The organism is Microbacterium alkaliflavum, assembly GCF_044325405.1.
GTDB classification, from domain to species: domain Bacteria; phylum Actinomycetota; class Actinomycetes; order Actinomycetales; family Microbacteriaceae; genus Microbacterium; species Microbacterium alkaliflavum.
The window spans coordinates 568,773-586,439 of the sequence record NZ_JBIQWL010000001.1 but is presented as its reverse complement, the minus strand read 5'-3'; the positions used below and the strand labels follow the sequence as shown (position 1 = coordinate 586,439).

Here is a 17,667-nt window from a genome sequence, read left to right as displayed (position 1 = left end):
CCCCCCCCCCCCCCCCCCCCCCCCCCCCCCCCCCCCCCCCCCCCCCCCCCCCCGCCACACCTTCTCCATGAGCAGCGGCGGGTACCAGAGGAGCGCCGCGGCGATCGAGAGCACGAGCACGAGGAACGACGCGGGAAGGATGCGGCGAGCGCGGCGCGCGTAGAACCTGCCGAAACGGATGCGTCCCTCGCGTTCGAGGCTCCCGAGCAGGTGCGTCGTGATGAGGAAGCCGGAGATCACGAAGAAGACGTCGACGCCGACGTAGCCGCCGGGCAGGAACGGAATCCCCGCGTGGTACAGCACGACCGCCCCCACGGCGATCGCGCGGAGTCCCTGGATGTCAGGGCGGAACCCGGAGGTGTCGGCCCCGATCTCGGTGCGCTCTGCCACGATCAGCGACCCTACGTGGCGATGGTGAACCTGAGGAGGGTCTTGACAGCCCCGTCCGCGATCGTCGGCTGACAGGCGCGCCGAGACGGTTCTAGGCTCTGATCAGGCCTCCCCCGACCCCGATCGAGGTCCCGATGACCGCGCCCGTGATTCTCAGGTTTCCCTTCGAAGGGCGGTGGATGGCGCTCAACAGCCCCGCCGATCGCGTGCCGAGCCACGGCAGCGACCTCTTCGGCACGACATATGCGATCGACTTCGTCGCGGTCGGCGAGCGCCGATCGACGGGCCCGCGCGACTGGCGGACTCTGTTCGGATCGGAGCCGCCCGAGCGCTTCCGCGCCTTCGGCCGGCCGATCCTCGCGCCCGTCGCCGGACGCGTCGTCGCCGTGCACGACGGCGAGACCGACCACGAGGCGCGCCGATCGATCCTGACGCTCCTCCCCTACCTGCTCACCCAGGGATCGCGCGCGGCACAGGGCCCACCCGCCATCGCCGGCAACCACGTCGTGATCGCCGCCGGTGAGGACGGGCCCTTCGTCCTCGTCGCGCATCTGCGACGCGGGACGGTCCGCGCGCAGGTCGGACACGACGTCGCCGCGGGCGAGACGCTCGCCGAGTGCGGCAACTCCGGCAACAGCACCCAGCCGCACGTGCACGTGCAGGCGACGGACTCGATGCATTGGGACACGACGCGAGGGCTGCCGATCGCGTTCGCGGATCGCGCGGGAGAGCCGTGGATGCCGCGCACCCGCGAGGTCTTCGAGACGGCCTACCCGTCGACGGCGCGGTCGGCGGACCGCTAGCTTCGGACCCATGCTCGGCCTCGAGATCGCCGTCATCCTGGGGCTCGCGGTCCTCGCCGGAGGACTCGCGGGTCGCTATCTGCGCTTCCCCGCGCCCTGGGCATGGCTCGTCATCGGGGCTGCGCTGAGCCTCCTTCCGGGCCTGCACGAGGTGAGCCTTCCACCCGAGGTCGTGCTCTTCCTCTTCCTGCCGGCGCTCCTCTACTGGGAAGCGCTCAACACGTCGCTGCAGCTCTTCCGCTACGACCTGCGCGTCATCCTGCTCCTCAGCGTCGGACTCGTGTTCGCGACGGCCGCCGTCGTCACGGGGCTCGGGCAGCTCTTCGGGCTCGGCGTCGCAGTCGCGCTCGTGCTCGGCGCCGTGCTGTCGCCGACGGATGCCACGGCGGTGGCGGCGATGGCTCCGCCACTCCCTCGCCGCATCGACACGATGCTCAAGGGCGAGAGCCTCGTCAACGACGGCAGCGCCCTCGCCCTCTACTCCGTCGCGATCGCCGCCGTCGTCGCGGGGCGCGACGTCACGATCGGCGAGATCTCGCTGCGCTTCCTGCTCGCGGTAGGCGTCGGCATCGCGGCCGGGCTCGGCGTCGGCTATCTGCTCTACCTCCTGCGACGCCTGGCGCAGCATCCCTCCCTTGCCGGAACCATCTCGGTCATCAGCCCGTTCGTGCTCTACCTGCCCGCCGAGGTCCTGCACGGATCGGGCGTCGTCGCCGTCGTCACAGGCGGCCTTCTGCTCGGCCGCCTCATGCCCCGCACGGTGTCGGCGCAGTCCCGCGTGCAGGGCTTCGACTTCTGGCGCGTCGCGACCTATGTCATCAACGGCGCGCTCTTCGTGCTGATCGGGCTCCAGGCGCGTTCGGTCTTCGAGACGTTCGCGGACGACGGCTGGCAGCAGGTGCTCCTGCTGTCGGTACTGTGTGCCGTGACGGTGTTCGCGGTGCGCCTCATCTGGGTGCTGCTCATGGCACCGGTGATCCGTCTGCTCGATCGGCGCCCCTCGCAGAGAGCGCGTCGCGTGCCGCTGCGTACGCGGCTCGTGCTCGTGTGGGGCGGATTCCGCGGCGCCGTCTCGCTCGCGGCCGCCCTGGCCGTGCCGTTCGTCACCGATGCGAACGAGGACTTCCCGGGCCGGGAGACGATCATCGCCGTGACGTTCGCGGTGATCGTCTTCATCCTCCTCGGCCAGGGTGCGACGATGCCCCTCATCGTGCGCGCGGCACGCATCCCGCCCGAGCACGAGGATCGCGACGAGCACCGGCTCGCCGAGGTCGAGGCGATCGAGCACGCTCTGGCGCATCTCGACCACGACGCGGACGACGTCCCCGACGACACCCGGGCCGAGGTGCGCGACCGACTCGAACGCGACCTCGGGCGCGCGCGGCTCTCGGTGTCATCGCCGGACGACGAAGAGGAGACGGATGCCGCGCTCCGGCGCCTCCTTCTTCGCACGGTGTCACGCAAGCGAGAGGCTGTCACGCGGCTGCGCCGCGAGCGCCGCATCGACGACGCCGTGTTCCTCGACGTGCAGCGTGAGATCGACCACGAGGAGCTGCGCCTGCGCGAGCCCGAAGACGACTGAGGCGACGGCCCTCTGGCGGTGCGGTCGCGCCATCCGTAGGGTCGGAGCACCACTCCCCCGCCCCGATCGGATCGACGGATGCCCGCTACGCGCCGCACGATGCCGTATGCCGCCGGGTTCTGGGTCGTCGCGGCGGGCTTCACGACCGTGACGGCGTACGCGACCGTCCCCACGCCGCTCTATCCGCTCTACCAGGCGCAGGACGGCTTCCCCGTGCCGGTCATCACGCTGATCTTCGCCGCGTTCGCAGTCGGCGTGGTCGTGAGCCTGTTCCTCGTGGGGCACATCAGCGACTGGGCCGGGCGCCGCCGGATGGTGCTCATCGCCGTGTCGATCTCGGCCCTCGCCGCGGTGGTCTTCCTGCTCTGGAACTCGGTCCCCGGGCTCATCGTCGCGAGATTCGTCGACGGCGTGAGCGTCGGCACCCTGACTGCGGCCGCGACGGCGCATCTCGCCGAGCTGCGTGCGCACGCTCGTCCCGCCGAGGCGCCGACTTTCGCGGCCTCCGTCGCCGGCGCCGCCAACCTCGGCGGCCTCGCGCTCGGGCCACTCATCGGCGGCCTGTTCGCGGAGTTCCTGCCCGATCCGCTCGAACTGCCGCACGCGATGTTCCTCGTGCTCTTCGTCGTCGCCTTCGTCGCGCTGCGCGGCGTGCCCGAGACCGTGACGCCGCCCGACGCACGGCCCGCCTACCGCCCTCAGCGCATCGCCCTGCCGCCCGCCTCGCGCTCGGCGTTCGCGGCCGCGGGTGTCGGAGCGGCGGCATCCTTCGCGCTCTTCGCGCTGTTCACGTCGCTCGCGCCGACGTTCCTGCACCAGACATTCGCGATCACCGACCATCTCGTCGACGGGGCTGCCGTGTTCGCGATCTTCGGTGCGGCGACGGTCGCGCAGCTCGTGCTCGCCCGCGTCGCGCAGCGCCGGCAGCTGAGCATCGCGATCGGATGCTTCGCCCTCGGCCTCGCCTGCATCGCGGTCGGCGCCGTCGCGCCGTCGCTGGCGCTGTTCCTCGTGGGCGGCATCGTCTCGGGAGCCGGCGCGGGCATCATGTTCCGCTCGGCGATCGCGACAGCGGGATCGGTCGCCGAACCGGGCCGACGGGGCGAGACGCTCGCCCTTCTCTTCCTGATCGCCTACACGGGACTCGTCGTGCCTGTGCTGCTCGTCGGCGTGAGCCTCGCGTTCGCCCCGCAGACGACGGTGCTCCTCGCCTTCTCGGCCCTCGTCTTCATCGCGACCGTGGGCGCGGGATTCGTCATGCGGCGGCAGGCGGCGGAGAAGCGCTGAAGGCGCGAGCCGAGTCGCACACAGCTGACTCACAGGATGTCGGCGGGGTCCGATAGCTTGGAGGTGACCGGTGGGGGCGCCGGGCGGGACTGCGGCGAAGACGCTTCGCGTCGCCATGTCTCGCGGCACACGACACGATCGCGTGCGCTCGTCGCGCCCGCGGTCGCGCACTCAGCTGCGCCTGTTCCAACCCCGTGAGACAAGGAATCACATGTCCGATCCCACACGCCCCGACAACAGCGACGCGTCGAACCAGACGCCCGACCAGCCTGCCGGCACTCCCCCGACTCCGCCCGCCGATCCCGCGCCGGTCGCACCGGCCGAGCCGACCGCACCGGCCGCAGCGGCCGACCCGACGCACGCGCCGGCCGCGCCGACCGCACCCGCGGAGCCGGCCTATGCCGCCCCCGCTGCTCCTCACTCCGAGGGCTACGCCGCTCCCGCCGGCTACCTGGGCGCGCCCCAGTCGCCCTACGCCGGCACGCCCGGCCAGTCCTACGGCGCGGGCCAGCCCTACGGGAGCGCCCAGCCCTACGGCGCGGGCCAGCCCTACGGGAGCGACCAGCCCTACGGCGCGGGCCAGCCCGACGCGTCCGGCCAGCCGTACGGCGCGCCCGGCGCCCCGGTGCCCGGCGCACCCGACACGCGCCGCAAGACCCTCGCGATCATCGGCCTCTCGGTCGCGGCGCTCGGTCTCGTCCTGTCGTTCATCCCGTTCGTGACGTGGTTCTCGGGCGTCTTCCTGCTCGCGGGCTTCGTGCTCGGCCTCATCGCGCTGATCAACAAGAAGCAGGGCGGCAAGGGCTTCGCCATCGGCGCGGTGGCCATCTCGGTCGTGGGCTGGATCGTCTCGGTCGTCGTCTCGATCGCGTCGTTCGGAATCATCGGCCAGGCGGCGCAGAACGCCCTCGACGAGAGCCGCAGCTCCGAGATCGCGGGCGGCGAGGCGAGCGACGACGAGGACGCCGCCGAGCCCGCCGCCGACGCCGAGGAGATCACCGTCGTCGAGTCGGCGTTCGGCCGCGACGCGTTGACCGACACGTGGTGGTACGTCGTGATCCTCGACAACCCCAACCCCGATCACGTCTTCGACTTCGCGTCGGTCGACGTCGAAGCCCTCGACGCATCGGGAACGATCCTCGACACGGCGAACGACTACGTCACGCTCCTCTCGGGACAGACGGCCGTCACGGGCAACTTCTTCGACGTCGGTCAGGGCGAGATCGCGAAGCTCGACGTGCGCGGACCTGAGGCATCCGACGCCATCTCGTCCCCCGCCGACGAGACCGGGACCTTCACGATCGAGGGGCTCGCCGCGACGTCCGACGACTACAGCACGAGCGTCAGCGGGACTGTCGCGGGCACGTTCCAGGACGAGCAGGAGCTCGTGAACATCGTCGTCGTCGCACGTGCCGCGGACGGCACGATCATCGGCGGCCAGCAGACGTACGTCGACCGCCTGCCGTCCGACGGCACGAAGGTGCAGTTCGAGGTCACGTTCTTCACGCCGCTTCCCGCCGACACGAAGTACGAGGCCTACGCGTCGCTCTGACGCCCTCACGACAAAGAAGGGGAGTGGATGCCTCGGGTCGAGGCCTCCACTCCCCTTTCGAGTCTGTCGCGTCCGGGCTACAGCGCGACGAGCTCGACCTCGCGCAGCGCGCCGTCCTCGACGACCGCCGTCATGTAGGTCGCGTGCGGCTGCCTGCGCCGGTCGGTGGGCGACCCGGGATTGAGCAGGCGGATGCCGCGCTCCGACGTCGAGTCCCACGGGATGTGGCTGTGGCCGAACACGAGCACGTCGACATCGGTGAAGATCGTGTCGACGAGCTTCTCCCGCCCCTTCGCGGGCCCGATCTCGTGCGAAACGGCGAAGCGCACGCCCTCGAGGTCGCGCCGAGCGACCTCGGGCATCCGCGCGCGCACGCTGGGGTCGTCGTTGTTGCCCCACACGCCCAGCACGTCGGCGTGCTGCTGCAGCTCGTCGATGACGGCCGCCGTGACCCAATCACCGGCGTGCACGACGAGGTCCGCATCGTCGGCGGCGCGGAGCACGGCATCGGGGAGGCCGCGCGCCCGACCCGGGATGTGGGTGTCGGAGATGAGAACGAGGCGAGTCGACATGTCTGGATTCTGCTCTCGCCCGCCGCCTCACGCCATCCCCACCACCGGCATCCCGAGCCATGCGCCGAGCTCTGCGATCTCTGCGCGCACCATCTCGTGCTCCTCAGGCGCGAACGGGATCAGCTCGTGCACGGCCGTGACGCGCAGATTCTCACGGGCCTTGTCGACCTCGGCGTCGAGCAGCCCCACGAAGCGGTCGCCGATCAGGATGGGGTGCGCGAAGTAGCCGTAGACCCGCTGCGCCTTGGGCTTGAACTGCTCGAGGACGTACGTGAACTCGAAGACGTCCTCGAGGCGCGGACGATCGAAGAGCATGCCGTCGTAGGGATTGAGCAGCGCGACCCGCCCATCGACGTCTTCGTCGAGCGCGGCGAGCGCCTCGGGATCGACCCGCCACTTCGCCGTCGAGCCCTCGACGGCGACGGGCTCCCCGGCCTCGCCGACCGGGGTCCACGGCGACTTCTGCTTGGCGAGCCCCGCCGCCTGCAGGCGGCGCTGCTGCAGCATCCGCTCGGCCTCGACGTCGTCGTACACGGGAAGGTCGGCGGGCCACACCCGCTCGGCGAGGTCCCAGACGCGGCGCCGTCCCTCCCGTCGCACGACGGCGACCTCGCCGCGGCGCGCGAGCAGCTCGAGCATCTGCGGCACCTGGTTCGGGCCGTACCAGCCGCTCTCGTTGTCGCGCGCCACCTGCGCCGTGTCGGGGATGTCGCTCGCCTGGAGCGGGCCCTCCGCGCGGAGGCGCGCGAGCACGTCCTTGCGGAACCGCTGGTTGGCCTCGAGCCACTGGCGGGGGCGCTCGTGCCGCGGATACCCACGCATGCCGGGGAGCATGAGCGGGAGCACGCTCATCGGCCGGAAGGTTCCGTCGTACTCGAACAGCAGCCGGTCGATCTCGACGGCCTTCTGCAGCTGCCCCGGCTCGTACGACCAGCCGATGCGCGACCAGGGCACCGTCTGCTCGCAGGGCGCGATCGTCGCCGTCGGGTCGATCTTGATGTAGCCGAGCTGCTCGGCCACCTCGACGACGTCACCCGGACGATGGGCGTCGAGCAGCTGCGCTCGCACGATGATGCGGCGCGCCTCGTCGCGGGTGAGCGTGCGGGTCACGATTGCCGGGGATGCTTCGAATCCGACGATTCGGGCGCCGCTGGCTCGTCGGACTGCCCCGCGCCCGCAGACGATTCCGACTTGCGCGCCCCCGCCTCGAGCACGTCACCCGCGGGCAGCTCCTGATGCCCGCCGAACTGGAGGCGCATCGCGGAGAGCACCTGATTGGCGAAATGGTCCTCGCCGCGCGACGCGAACCGCTCGAAAAGGGATGCCGCGAGCACCGGCGCGGGAACCCCGATGTCGACGGCCGCCTTCACCGTCCAGCGACCTTCGCCCGAATCGGAGACGCGGCCGGCGAGGCCTTCCAGGGTGTCGTTGTCCTGCAGCGCGGCCGCCGTGAGGTCGAGGAGCCACGAAGAGATGACGGAGCCGCGCCGCCAGAGCTCGGCGACCTTGGGCGTGTCGATCGAGAACTGGAAGAACTCCGGCTCTTCCAGCGGCGCGATCTCGGCCGAGTGCTCGGCCTCGCGCACCCCGGCGTCCGCGTGCTCGATGATGTTGAGCCCCTCGGCGAGCGCGGCCATGATGCCGTACTCGATGCCGTTGTGCACCATCTTCACGAAGTGCCCTGCCCCCGCCGGTCCGCAGTGCAGATAGCCGAGCTCCTCGGGGGCGAAGTCGCCGGAACGGCTCGGCGTGCGCGGGATCTCCCCCGCACCGGGGGCGATCGTCCGCAGCACGGGCTCGATGCGCTCGAACGCCTCGTCGGGACCGCCGACCATGAGGCAGTACCCGCGATCGAGGCCGAACACGCCACCGCTGGTGCCGACGTCCACGTAGTGGATGCCGGAATCCTTGAGCTTCGCCCCGCGCCGCACATCGTCGCGGTAGTTGGAGTTGCCGCCGTCGATGATGATGTCGCCGGACTCGAGCACCTCGGCGACCTGGTCGACGACCTTGCCCGTGAGTCCCGCCGGGATCATGAGCCACACGGCGCGCGGCGCCTCGAGCTTCGATGCGAGGTCGGCGAGGTCGGTGGCACCCGTCGCGCCCTCGCCGGCGAGGGCGTTCACGGCATCCTGGTTCACGTCGTAGACGACGCATTCGTGACCGTCCCGCATGAGGCGTCGCACGATGTTGGCGCCCATCCGCCCGAGTCCCACCATTCCCAGCTGCATTCCGACTCCTCTTCCCGGATCGACCGCGAACGAGCGCGGGCGGCTACGGTCGCAGTCTAGGCATCCGTCGAACGCTGCGGGATGGGTCTTGTCGGACGACCGTCCGCGTGCATCGGCGCGTCAGAACATCCACGGCTCGAGGCCGCTCATCCCGCCCTGACGCGGCGGGTCGGCGATGACGGCGGGAGGGATGCGGCGGCGCCGCAGGCGGCGCACGAACACGTCGCGCAGCACGCCGGCCGCCCCCGTCGCGCCGACCCGCACGCGCATCAGGTCGCGGGCCCGCGGACCGGTCGGGATGTCGTGGGGCAGTGCGTTCGCCGCGACGATCCAGTCGGGCATCCCGAGCAGTCGCAGCGCACCGCGCAGCCGCTCCGACTCGAAGACGCTGTCGGGATCGAGCTCGTCCTCGAGCAGCTCGGCGAGCGCCTCGGCAGCGTCCGGCCGCTGCGCGAGCTCGGCGAAGGCGGAGGCCGAGTCGCTCCCGACCGGCTCGGCGGCGACATCCGCGTCGGCGCCCGGCTCGAGCGACGGGTCGCTGCAGTACCGGCCCGCCTCGTCCCCGCCCCGCCATGCGACGATCGCGAGCTGGCGGTCGCGCCGCACCTGCACCGCGACGACCGCGCCGGGCAGGCGACGGGCGAGGTCGGCGCCGACGTCGATCGCCCCCCGCCGGTCCTTCGCGACGACGCCCGCGCCGTGGTCGCCGAGCAGCACGATCCAGCCGCGGTCCGACGGCGCGATCCAGCCCGAGAAGCGGAGGCCGCGCAGCACCTCCTCGACGTCGGGACGCAGGCCGTCGTCGCCGCGGACGAGCACGGCGCCGTAGGAGTAGCCGTCCGGACCGTCCGTCTCGCCGGCCGCCATCCCGACGGGAGGGATGCCCACCATCTCAGCGGACGTCCTCGATGAGATGCAGCTGCGTGCCGTCGACGTCGATGAGGTACCCCGCGCGCTGCCCCCACTCCTGCAGCGCGATCGGGATGAGCCGAGGGATGCCGCGCGGCACCTCGGGCACGCCGCTCGAGCGCACGGCCGCGAACAGCGCGTCGAGGTCGGCGACGCGGATGCTCGCCATGAACCAGCTCGCGTACGGATCGTGCTCGGGCGCGAGGAAGAACTCCAGCTCGAGCGCGCCGCGCTGGAGGATGAGCCAGCCGCCGTCGCGGTAGACGACGTCGAAGCCGAACCCGCCGTAGAACTCGACCGTCGCGTCGAACGAGCGCGACGGGAGGTTGGGGACGGCCCGATCAGGCATGGCGCACTGTCACTGGAAGTCCTCGGGCTCGACGTCGTCGAGGAACTTCTTGAACTCGTCGAGCCGCTCGGCCGTGTTCGTCTCGGGCTCCGCGTCGGTCACCGTGTCGGGCATCCCGGCTTCGGACATGACGTCGTCGGCCACCCAGATCGGCGCGCCGACGCGCGACGCGAGGGCCACGGCATCCGACGGTCTCGCATCGACGAAGCGCTCGCCGGCCGCCGTCGAGAGCGTTATCTCGGCGTAGAAGGTGCCGTCCTCGATGCGCGTCACCTCGACGCGCACGACCTCGGCCCCGAGGGTCTCGATCATCGAGCGCATGAGGTCGTGCGCCAGCGGGCGTGGCACGTCGGCCCCCTCGATGGCGATGAGGATCGAGGTCGCCTCCTGCTGCCCGATCCAGATCGGCAGGATGGGCCCTGCGCCGGGAAGCTCGTCGATGGGCTTGAGCAGGATGACGTGCTGGCTGGCCGCGTCGAGCGCGACGCCGGCGACTCTGACCTGCACCATCTCGCCTCCTCCCACCCGCGGGATCGCTTCCTGCCATGGTAGGCACCTCGCGGGGCCCACGGCATGGGCCACCGGTATGCATTCACCGGAATGGATGCCGGGCGCGTACCGTTGCAATCACCGTGAAACGCTTCGGAACCCTCTCGTTCGGACACTACGGTCCTCTGGGCGGCGGGCATCAGCTCACCGCCCGCGACTCGATGCTGCAGGCGATCGACCTCGCGCAGGGCATGGACGACCTCGGCGCGAACGGCATCTACTTCCGCGTGCACCACTTCGCCCGCCAGCAGTCCTCGCCGATGCCCCTGCTCGCCGCCATCGCCGCGAAGACGGAGCGCATCGAGATGGGCACCGGGGTCATCGACATGCGCTACGAGAACCCGCTCTACCTCGCCGAGGAAGCGGCATCCGTCGATCTCATCTCCGACGGCAGGCTCGCGCTCGGCGTGAGCCGCGGCTCACCCGAGACCGTTCTGCGCGGGTACGAGGCCTTCGGCTACACCGGGTCGGAAGACCCGCGCGGCGCCGATATCGCCCGCGAGCACTTCTCGACGTTCCTGCGAGCGATCGAGGGCGAGGGAGTCGCCGAGCGCGACGCGCAGAGTCCGTTCGGCGCAGGGACCGGGCTGCAGCGTATCGAGCCGCACTCCCCGGGACTGCGCTCGCGCGTCTGGTGGGGCGCCGGCAATCGCGACTCCGCCGAGTGGGCGGGGCGCACGGGCGTCAACCTCATGTCGTCGACCCTCCTGACCGAAGACCGCGGGCTGCCGTTCGACGTGCTGCAGGCGGAGCAGATCGACGCGTTCCGCACCGCGTGGCGCGAGGCCGGCCACGAGGGCGAGCCGCGCGTGTCGGTGAGCCGGTCGATCTTCCCGCTGACGACGGCCGAGGACGAGTTCTATTTCGGCGGCCGGCAGGACGGCGAAGGCGTCGGCTACATCGACGGCATGCGCTCGACGTTCGGCAAGACCTACGCGGCGGCACCCGACGTGCTCGTCGAGCAGCTCAAGGAAGACGCCGCGATCGCATCGGCCGACACCCTGATGCTGACCATCCCGAGCCAGCTCGGCGTGGAGTTCAACCTGCGCATCGTCGAGGCCTTCGCCACGCACGTCGCCCCGGCGCTCGGCTGGGAGTCGACCCGCGTCTGACTTCGATTCCGCGAGACTTCACGAATGTCACGCAGCGCTCCGCGCCGGCGTACAGACGTGAAGTCTCGCGCAGGGCGGAAGGGTCAGCGGGAGGCGCGGCGCCGGGCGATCAGCGCGGCGATGCCGCGCCAGCCGACGAGGAACGCGAACAGCACCATGCCGGCGACGATGATGAAAGCGATGGCCACGCCCTGACCTGAGACGGCGCGCAGCAGCATCCCGCCTGCGAGCGTCACCGCCCAGACCGGGAGCCCCGTGCGCAGCGGCGCGGTCGGCGCGAGCCACCCGCGCGTCAGGAGCCAGCCGAGGGCGAGGCCCGCGAGGAACGGCCACGCCGTGATCGCCAGTCCAGGGAACACGGACTCGTCGTGGCTCGCGCGGCCGATCGCGGCGAACACGACGACGAGCACGGCGTCGATCGCGAGCGACCCGACGATCAGGCGCGTCGACACAGGGCGGGGAGCAGAGGTGGATGCCACCCCTCCAGCCTACGGAAGCGGCCCGGGACGATCGCCCCGGGCCGCGTCACGCACGACGGTCAGACCGCCGCGGGAGTCCACTCCGACACACGCGTGAGGTCGGCGACCTCGTCGGAGGTGAGCTCGACGCGTCCGCCGTCGAGGAGGTCGGCGACGTGTGCGACGCGCGACGCGCTCGCGAGAGGCGCGACGACCGTGGGCTGCGCCCGCAGCCACGCCAGCGCCGTCGCCGCGACCGAGATGCCGTGAACCTCGCCGATGCGGGCGAGCGCGTCGACGATCTCGAGGCCCTGCGCGTTGGCGTAGGTCGACGCGGCCGCGGCGCGCGGCGACGCCTGGTCCGACGCGGTCCTGGATCGGTACTTGCCCGTCAGGAAGCCCTTCGCGAGCGAGAAGTACGGCACGAGCGAGAGGCCGAACTCCTGCGCGATCGGGATGATCGTCTCCTCGACCTCGTTGCGGTGCACCAGGTTGTAGTGCGGCTGGATCGCGACCGGAAGGTCGACGCCGGTGCTGCGCGCGATGTCGATCCACTCGCGGATGCGTGCGTCGCTGTAGTTCGAGAGCGCGACGTGGCGGACGAGACCGTCGCGCTGGAGAGCCGCGAAGGCGGCCACCGTCTCGGCGAGCGGCACCGACTCGTCGTCGTAGTGCGCGTAATAGAGGTCGATCGCCTGGACGCCCAGGCGCTGGAGGGATGCCTCCGCCGCGGCGCGCACGTTGGCGGCGGAGAGTCCGGGGAACTCGGGGTGCTGGCTGACCTTGGTCGCGACGACGAAGCGCTCGGGCTTTCGGGAGGCGAGCCATTCTCCGATGATCGACTCGCTCTCGCCGCCCGTGTTGCCGGGGACCCACGCGCTGTACGAGTCGGCGGTGTCGACGAAGTCGCCGCCGCCCTCGCGGAACGCGTCGAGGATCGCGAACGACTCGTCGCGGTCGGCCGTCCAGCCGAACACGTTGCCGCCGAGGTTCAGGGGGAAGACGTCGAGGTCACTGTTTCCGATGCGGGTCATGCTGAGCGCAACCTGCGCCCGCGGGCGCCCTATTCCGACGCCGCGCCGGATGACGCCCGATGACGCGGCCCGCCGCGCGCGTCGCTCGGCGCACCGATACGCTGCCACCTCTACGGTGACACCATGGCCGTCAGCCGCACCCGCCGTGCCCGCGCACAGCGCCGGCGCGCGAAGCGCGTCGCGGCGGCCGACAACGACCTCACGACGGCCGAGTGGTCGTCGATCCGGGATGCCTGGGCGGCGTGCGCCTACTGCGGCGCGACCGCCGTGCCGCTGCAGCGCGACTGCGTCCTGCCGATCTCGCGCGGAGGCCGCTACACGCTCGAGAACGTCGTGCCGGCGTGCCGCTCGTGCAACGCGAGCAAATGCAACGACGAGGTGACGTCGTGGATGCGGCGACGGCGCCTCGACGAGCCCCGATTCCTGCTGCGCCACTACGAGGTCGTGACACAGCTGCTCGCGCAGCGCGCGTAGCGGCGGCTACGCGCTCGCGAGCTCAGCGGGAAGCAGCGAGAACGTACGCGCATGCGCGACGCGCGCGTTCTCGGTCACGTAGCCGACGAGGATCCAGGGCGCCGTCACGACGGCGGACTCCTTCACCACCGAACCCCTCGTGACGGTCTCGGCCGTCGTCGTGATCTCCAGGGTGCAGCCCGGCGCGGCGCGGACCCGCCCCCGGATCGACCTCCGGGACGTGCGCGTGATGCGCGACGGATAGCGGAATGTATAGGGAATCCCGAGGAACTTGAGGCGGTCGACGACTCGCCATTCGCGCCACTCCCCGTCGGAATCGCGTCCGGTCGCGACGACCTCGGCGGACTTCATGAACGCATGAAGTCCGCGGTGCCGGGAGAGATCGGAGAGGAAATCGATCGCGGAGACGGGATCTGCGGGCACGATCGTCGTCAGCTGAAAGCGTCGGGTCGCCATGCGCTCATCATGGCCCTCGGATCCGGGTCGCGCACCATCCTCGCCGTACTCCCGTGCGGCGCCCCCTGTCAAGGGTGCTGCTCGCGGCGGCTTCCGTCTCTACCTTCAGGATCATCCCGAGCACGAAAGGATCGACGATGACTCTTGCGCGGGAGATCATGACCCCCAGTCCCCAGTGCATCGGCGAACATCAGACCCTCGTCGAAGCGGCGCGACTGCTCGCCACGCTCGACGTCGGCGTCCTCCCGATCTGCGGCGACGACGGAAAGCTCAAGGGCATGCTCACGGATCGCGACATCGTCGTGAAGGCGATCGCCGAGGGCCGCGACCCCGGCACGACGACGGCCGACGACCTCGCCGAGGGCAAGCCCGTCTACGTCGACGCCGACGACGATGTCGACGAGGCCATGAGCCTCATGAAGCAGCATCAGGTGCGCCGTCTTCCCGTCATCGAGGACCACCGTCTCGTCGGCATCATCAGCCAGGCCGACATCGCCCTGACCGCATCGCCGAAGCAGACCGGTCGCACGGTCGAGCAGATCTCGGAATGAGCCCGCCGATGCACACCCTCGTCGAGCCCCCGCCGGTTCAGCCCCAGGCCGCGCTGCAGACCCCCCGACGGCGTCGGTGGCTGGTGCCGGCCGGGGTGCTCGCCATCGTCGCGGTCGTCCTCTTCGTGCTCGCCTTCGCGCTCAACCCGCCGATCGCGGTGACGGGCATCGTGCTGGTCGCGCTCTTCTACACCGCGATGCTCGTGTGCGCCGTCGCGGTCGAGCGCCCGCACATGCGCAATGTCGCGTTCGCTTGGCTCGTGGGAGGCATGGCCGTGGCATCCGGCCTCCTGCTCCTGTTCATCCTCGCCATCGAACAGATCAGCTGAGAGGAGCCTCGACCCAGACCCGTCCACCGCCGCGAGCGCGTAGTCGGCGCGCGCACCGGGATGACGCACACGACCTCAAGATGCGTCCGGCGGACGGGTCCGCAACTCCACGGGCCGGCGATCGCCCTCTCCCCCGCGCGGTCGTCGGCCCGTCGGTCAGTCGATCGAGCGGAAGACGACGCCGCTCAGGCGGTCCTCCGCCTCCCACGAGTCCCCTTCGCCGCACAGCGCCGCTTCCAGCGGTGACGGATACTCCCGCCCGCAAGACGTGCACTCGGTCACGCCGCACCACCCCCTCGCACAGAAAGGTCGCCTCCCCGCATCAGGGCGCGACCTTTGGGTCGAGGCTAGCGATCGCGGACCGGCGACCGGCAGTGCCGCGATCACAAGAGTTGCGGGTCGCGATGGGGGGATGCCGACAATTCCCGTGCGCTGCCCGAAACACACCTCGGGCGGACCCCGTCGCCCGGTGCCGCATCCCTCGCCCTTCTCACCCGTCGGGGAGGAAGCGGAATCTCCGGACGCGGCGGCATCGCTAGGCTCATCCGCATGGCCACCAAGAACTCGCACTCCGAAACCACCGCCTGGGAAGACGACGACCTCGGCAGCAAGTCCACGCTGTGGGGTTTCCTCGCGGGCCTCATCGTCGCCGCGTTCATCGCGGTCCCTCTGTCGGCGGCGTTCTCGTTCGCGACGCACCCCAACACGCAGCAGCTGTTCGCCGGACGCCTCTCCGACGCGTCGCAGGGCGGCTACGTCACTTTCTGGTGGCTCGTGACCGCGCTCCTGGTCGCACTGCCCTTCCTCGTCGGCTTCGCCGTCGCGAAGCTCTCGGGCCGCACGCTCGCGATCGTCGGCGCCATCATCGCGCTCCTCGTGATCGCGATCCTCGTCGTCGGGCAGATGTTCGTCTTCTGACGCACGTTCCGCAGGGTCGTCTGACCGGATGCAGGGCACGCGACGCGCCCCTGCCGACGGTCAGACGCCCGCAGGCTGCGGCACGGTGATCCGGTCCGCACGCGAGTAGACGTTCATCGCGTCTCCGCGCAGGAATCCCACGAGGGTGAGGCCCGAGGCCTCGGCGAGCTCGACGGCGAGCGACGACGGCGCCGACACCGCGGCGAGCATCGGGATGCCGGCCATCACGGCCTTCTGCACGAGCTCGAAGCTCGCCCGACCCGACACCTGCAGCACGGTGCCGCGCAGCGGGAGCCGATCGTTCAGGACGGCCCAGCCGACGACCTTGTCGACGGCGTTGTGGCGCCCGACGTCTTCACGGAGCACGAGCAGCTCGCCCGTCACGGCGTCGAAGAGCGCTGCCGCGTGAAGGCCGCCCGTCTTGTCGAAGACGGTCTGGTCGGCGCGGAGCAGTTCGGGGAAGCGGACGAGGGTCGCGGCATCCACTCGCACGTCGTCGGTCGCCACGTCGTATGCCGATACCGTTTCGACGGCCTCGATCGACGCCTTGCCGCACAGCCCGCAGGAGCTCGTCGTGTAGAAGTTGCGGGTGAGATCGGAGGACGGCGCCGGCACGCCCGCGGCGAGCGCGACGTCGAGGACGTTGTAGGTGTTCTCGGCCGTGCCGGCGAGCGGCCCGCCCGTGCCCGGGCCACCGCAGTGGATCGCGGAGCGGAACTGGTCTCCCCGGGAGATGACCCCCTCCGACACGAGGAAGCCCGCCGCGAGCTCGACATCGCTGCCCGGCGTGCGCATCGTGACGACGAGAGGCGCGCCGCCGACGCGGATCTCGAGGGGCTCCTCGACCGCGAGCGTGTCGGGGCGCCGCGTCTCGCCGACTCCGAGTCGGATCCTGACGACGGGCCGCCGTGCCGTGATGCGTCCCATACCTTCCAGGGTAGGGCCGTCTGCGCAGCGGGGCTCGGGGTGAGCCGGCCCCCGAGCCTGCCGAGCAGTTGGGTCAGCCCCCGATGGCGTTCATGCCGCGCGCGGGCTGGAGGAAGCCGGGGTCGTTGATCGCGTGACCGGGGAGCTTCCCGTGCACGCAGGCGCGCAGCATCCCGTCGATCTCCTCGTCGGCCGACTCGCGTCGCAGGATCGGGAGGAGGTCGTACTCCGTCGTCGAGAAGAGGCAGTTGCGCAGCTGCCCGTCGGCGGTGAGGCGCAGGCGGTCGCAGTCCCCGCAGAAGGGCGCGGTGACCGACGCGATGACCCCGACGGTGCGCGAGCCGCCGTCGAGCGTCCACCGCTCGGCGGGTGCTCCCCCGCGGCCCGGCACGGGAGTGAGGCTCCAGCGCGTCGCGAGCACGTCGAGGATCTCCTCGCGCGTCACCATGCGCGAGCGGTCCCATGTGTGGCCGGCGTCGAGCGGCATCTGCTCGATGAAGCGCAGCTCGGCGTCGTGGTCGAGGGCGAACTGCACGAGCTCGACGAGCTCGTCGTCGTTGACGTCGCGCATCGCGACGGCGTTGAGCTTGAGCGGACGAAGGCCCGATGCCGCGGCGGCGGCGACGCCCGCGAGCACGTCGTCGAGCCGATCGCGACGCGTGAGGTCGCGGAATCGGTCGCGCCGCAGCGTGTCGAGGGAGATGTTGAGGCGCTTCAGCCCCGCGTCGACGAGCCCGGGAAGGAGCTCCGGCAGCCGGATGCCGTTGGTCGTCATCGCGAGTTCGACCGGTCGCCCGTCGGGCCCCGCGATCGCTGACAGGCGCCGCACGACGTCGACGATGTCGGTGCGCAGCAGCGGCTCGCCGCCGGTCAGGCGGAAGGTCGTGACGCCGTCCGCCGCGGCGATGCGCGCGACCCGCTCGATCTCGTCGAGGGTCAGGATGCTCGAGCGCGCCAGCCACTCGTTGCCCTGCTCGGGCATGCAGTACGTGCAGCGCAGCGAGCAGCGGTCGGTGAGCGAGATGCGCAGGTCGCGATGCACGCGGCCGTACGTGTCGACGAGAGGGTCGCCGGGCACCCCGAGCACGCCCGACCGGAGGTCGGCAGCCGCGCGGGGGCGCGGCATCCCGATCATCACCGGCACCGTGCTCATGCGCCGCCCCGTCCTGCCATCCATCCAGGGT

22 protein-coding genes are annotated in these 17,667 nt (G+C 71.1%); 9 read left to right on the top strand and 13 right to left on the bottom strand.

Annotated elements, in window-relative coordinates:
• On the bottom strand, positions 1 to 390 hold a 390-nt coding region (locus ACH3VR_RS02455), incomplete at its 3' end, for an acyltransferase family protein (RefSeq protein ID WP_396639159.1).
• Between the two features lie 179 nt (positions 391 to 569).
• Between ACH3VR_RS02455 and ACH3VR_RS02450 the strand changes: the two genes are divergently transcribed.
• The 4 genes from ACH3VR_RS02450 (at position 570) to ACH3VR_RS02435 (ending at position 5,614) form a co-directional block, all read left to right on the top strand.
• Complete coding sequence (locus ACH3VR_RS02450) at positions 570 to 1,193, top strand: M23 family metallopeptidase (RefSeq protein ID WP_396639158.1); 624 nt, start codon at positions 570 to 572, stop codon at positions 1,191 to 1,193.
• 10 nt (positions 1,194 to 1,203) lie between these two features.
• Positions 1,204 to 2,775, top strand: coding sequence for a Na+/H+ antiporter (locus tag ACH3VR_RS02445; RefSeq protein WP_396639157.1), 1,572 nt, complete (start codon positions 1,204 to 1,206; stop codon positions 2,773 to 2,775).
• A gap of 78 nt (positions 2,776 to 2,853) precedes the next feature.
• The gene (locus ACH3VR_RS02440) at positions 2,854 to 4,062 is read left to right on the top strand and encodes an MFS transporter (RefSeq protein ID WP_396639156.1); all 1,209 of its coding nucleotides are present in this window, start codon (positions 2,854 to 2,856) and stop codon (positions 4,060 to 4,062) included.
• A gap of 211 nt (positions 4,063 to 4,273) precedes the next feature.
• Positions 4,274 to 5,614, top strand: coding sequence for a hypothetical protein (locus ACH3VR_RS02435; protein ID WP_396639155.1), 1,341 nt, complete (start codon positions 4,274 to 4,276; stop codon positions 5,612 to 5,614).
• 77 nt (positions 5,615 to 5,691) lie between these two features.
• On the opposite strand, the gene ACH3VR_RS02430 is transcribed toward ACH3VR_RS02435, so the two are convergent.
• From ACH3VR_RS02430 to ACH3VR_RS02405, 6 genes are all read right to left on the bottom strand, one after another.
• Complete coding sequence (locus tag ACH3VR_RS02430) at positions 5,692 to 6,186, bottom strand: metallophosphoesterase family protein (RefSeq protein ID WP_396639154.1); 495 nt, start codon at positions 6,184 to 6,186, stop codon at positions 5,692 to 5,694.
• A 27-nt stretch (positions 6,187 to 6,213) separates the two neighbouring features.
• Entirely contained in the window at positions 6,214 to 7,296 is a 1,083-nt protein-coding gene (locus ACH3VR_RS02425; protein WP_396639153.1) for a DNA glycosylase AlkZ-like family protein, read from the bottom strand.
• Positions 7,293 to 8,417, bottom strand: a complete 1,125-nt coding sequence (gnd, locus tag ACH3VR_RS02420) for a phosphogluconate dehydrogenase (NAD(+)-dependent, decarboxylating) (RefSeq protein ID WP_396639152.1) — start codon at positions 8,415 to 8,417, stop codon at positions 7,293 to 7,295. The genes ACH3VR_RS02425 and gnd overlap by 4 nt, the downstream gene beginning before the upstream one ends.
• A 120-nt stretch (positions 8,418 to 8,537) precedes the next feature.
• Positions 8,538 to 9,308 (bottom strand): hypothetical protein, encoded by a 771-nt coding sequence (locus ACH3VR_RS02415; protein ID WP_396639151.1) that lies wholly within the window; start codon positions 9,306 to 9,308, stop codon positions 8,538 to 8,540.
• A gap of 1 nt (position 9,309) precedes the next feature.
• Positions 9,310 to 9,675, bottom strand: a complete 366-nt coding sequence (locus ACH3VR_RS02410; protein WP_396639150.1) for a bleomycin resistance protein — start codon at positions 9,673 to 9,675, stop codon at positions 9,310 to 9,312.
• A 9-nt stretch (positions 9,676 to 9,684) separates the two neighbouring features.
• Positions 9,685 to 10,185, bottom strand: coding sequence for a bifunctional nuclease family protein (locus ACH3VR_RS02405; RefSeq protein WP_396639149.1), 501 nt, complete (start codon positions 10,183 to 10,185; stop codon positions 9,685 to 9,687).
• A gap of 122 nt (positions 10,186 to 10,307) precedes the next feature.
• Here ACH3VR_RS02405 and ACH3VR_RS02400 point away from each other — a divergent pair, with 122 nt between their 5' ends.
• The gene (locus tag ACH3VR_RS02400; RefSeq protein WP_396639148.1) at positions 10,308 to 11,336 is read left to right on the top strand and encodes an LLM class flavin-dependent oxidoreductase; all 1,029 of its coding nucleotides are present in this window, start codon (positions 10,308 to 10,310) and stop codon (positions 11,334 to 11,336) included.
• Between the two features lie 83 nt (positions 11,337 to 11,419).
• Here the strand turns inward: ACH3VR_RS02400 and ACH3VR_RS02395 are convergent, their stop codons facing one another.
• Together ACH3VR_RS02395 and ACH3VR_RS02390 are read right to left on the bottom strand one after the other, a co-directional pair.
• On the bottom strand, positions 11,420 to 11,815 hold the full coding sequence (locus ACH3VR_RS02395) for a DUF3054 domain-containing protein (protein WP_396639147.1): 396 nt from the start codon (positions 11,813 to 11,815) through the stop codon (positions 11,420 to 11,422).
• A gap of 59 nt (positions 11,816 to 11,874) precedes the next feature.
• Complete coding sequence (locus ACH3VR_RS02390; RefSeq protein WP_396639146.1) at positions 11,875 to 12,828, bottom strand: aldo/keto reductase; 954 nt, start codon at positions 12,826 to 12,828, stop codon at positions 11,875 to 11,877.
• 123 nt (positions 12,829 to 12,951) lie between these two features.
• Between ACH3VR_RS02390 and ACH3VR_RS02385 the strand changes: the two genes are divergently transcribed.
• Complete coding sequence (locus ACH3VR_RS02385; RefSeq protein WP_396639145.1) at positions 12,952 to 13,302, top strand: HNH endonuclease; 351 nt, start codon at positions 12,952 to 12,954, stop codon at positions 13,300 to 13,302.
• Between the two features lie 6 nt (positions 13,303 to 13,308).
• Here ACH3VR_RS02385 and ACH3VR_RS02380 read toward each other — a convergent pair whose 3' ends face one another.
• A complete protein-coding gene (locus ACH3VR_RS02380; RefSeq protein ID WP_396639144.1) occupies positions 13,309 to 13,758 on the bottom strand; it encodes a hypothetical protein in 450 nt (149 codons plus the stop codon).
• Between the two features lie 137 nt (positions 13,759 to 13,895).
• Between ACH3VR_RS02380 and ACH3VR_RS02375 the strand changes: the two genes are divergently transcribed.
• Both ACH3VR_RS02375 and ACH3VR_RS02370 read left to right on the top strand, forming a co-directional pair.
• Positions 13,896 to 14,309, top strand: coding sequence for a CBS domain-containing protein (locus ACH3VR_RS02375; protein ID WP_396639143.1), 414 nt, complete (start codon positions 13,896 to 13,898; stop codon positions 14,307 to 14,309).
• 8 nt (positions 14,310 to 14,317) lie between these two features.
• On the top strand, positions 14,318 to 14,638 hold the full coding sequence (locus ACH3VR_RS02370) for a hypothetical protein (RefSeq protein WP_396639142.1): 321 nt from the start codon (positions 14,318 to 14,320) through the stop codon (positions 14,636 to 14,638).
• A 156-nt stretch (positions 14,639 to 14,794) separates the two neighbouring features.
• Here the strand turns inward: ACH3VR_RS02370 and ACH3VR_RS02365 are convergent, their stop codons facing one another.
• Entirely contained in the window at positions 14,795 to 14,920 is a 126-nt protein-coding gene (locus ACH3VR_RS02365; RefSeq protein ID WP_396639141.1) for a hypothetical protein, read from the bottom strand.
• A gap of 267 nt (positions 14,921 to 15,187) precedes the next feature.
• Here ACH3VR_RS02365 and ACH3VR_RS02360 point away from each other — a divergent pair, with 267 nt between their 5' ends.
• Positions 15,188 to 15,556: a hypothetical protein gene (locus ACH3VR_RS02360; RefSeq protein ID WP_396639140.1), complete on the top strand. Its 369-nt coding sequence runs from the start codon at positions 15,188 to 15,190 to the stop codon at positions 15,554 to 15,556.
• 60 nt (positions 15,557 to 15,616) lie between these two features.
• On the opposite strand, the gene fdhD is transcribed toward ACH3VR_RS02360, so the two are convergent.
• Both fdhD and moaA read right to left on the bottom strand, forming a co-directional pair.
• Positions 15,617 to 16,483 (bottom strand): formate dehydrogenase accessory sulfurtransferase FdhD, encoded by an 867-nt coding sequence (gene fdhD / locus ACH3VR_RS02355; protein ID WP_396639139.1) that lies wholly within the window; start codon positions 16,481 to 16,483, stop codon positions 15,617 to 15,619.
• Between the two features lie 73 nt (positions 16,484 to 16,556).
• Complete coding sequence (moaA, locus tag ACH3VR_RS02350; RefSeq protein ID WP_396639138.1) at positions 16,557 to 17,636, bottom strand: GTP 3',8-cyclase MoaA; 1,080 nt, start codon at positions 17,634 to 17,636, stop codon at positions 16,557 to 16,559.
• Between the last annotated feature and the right edge of the window lie 31 nt (positions 17,637 to 17,667).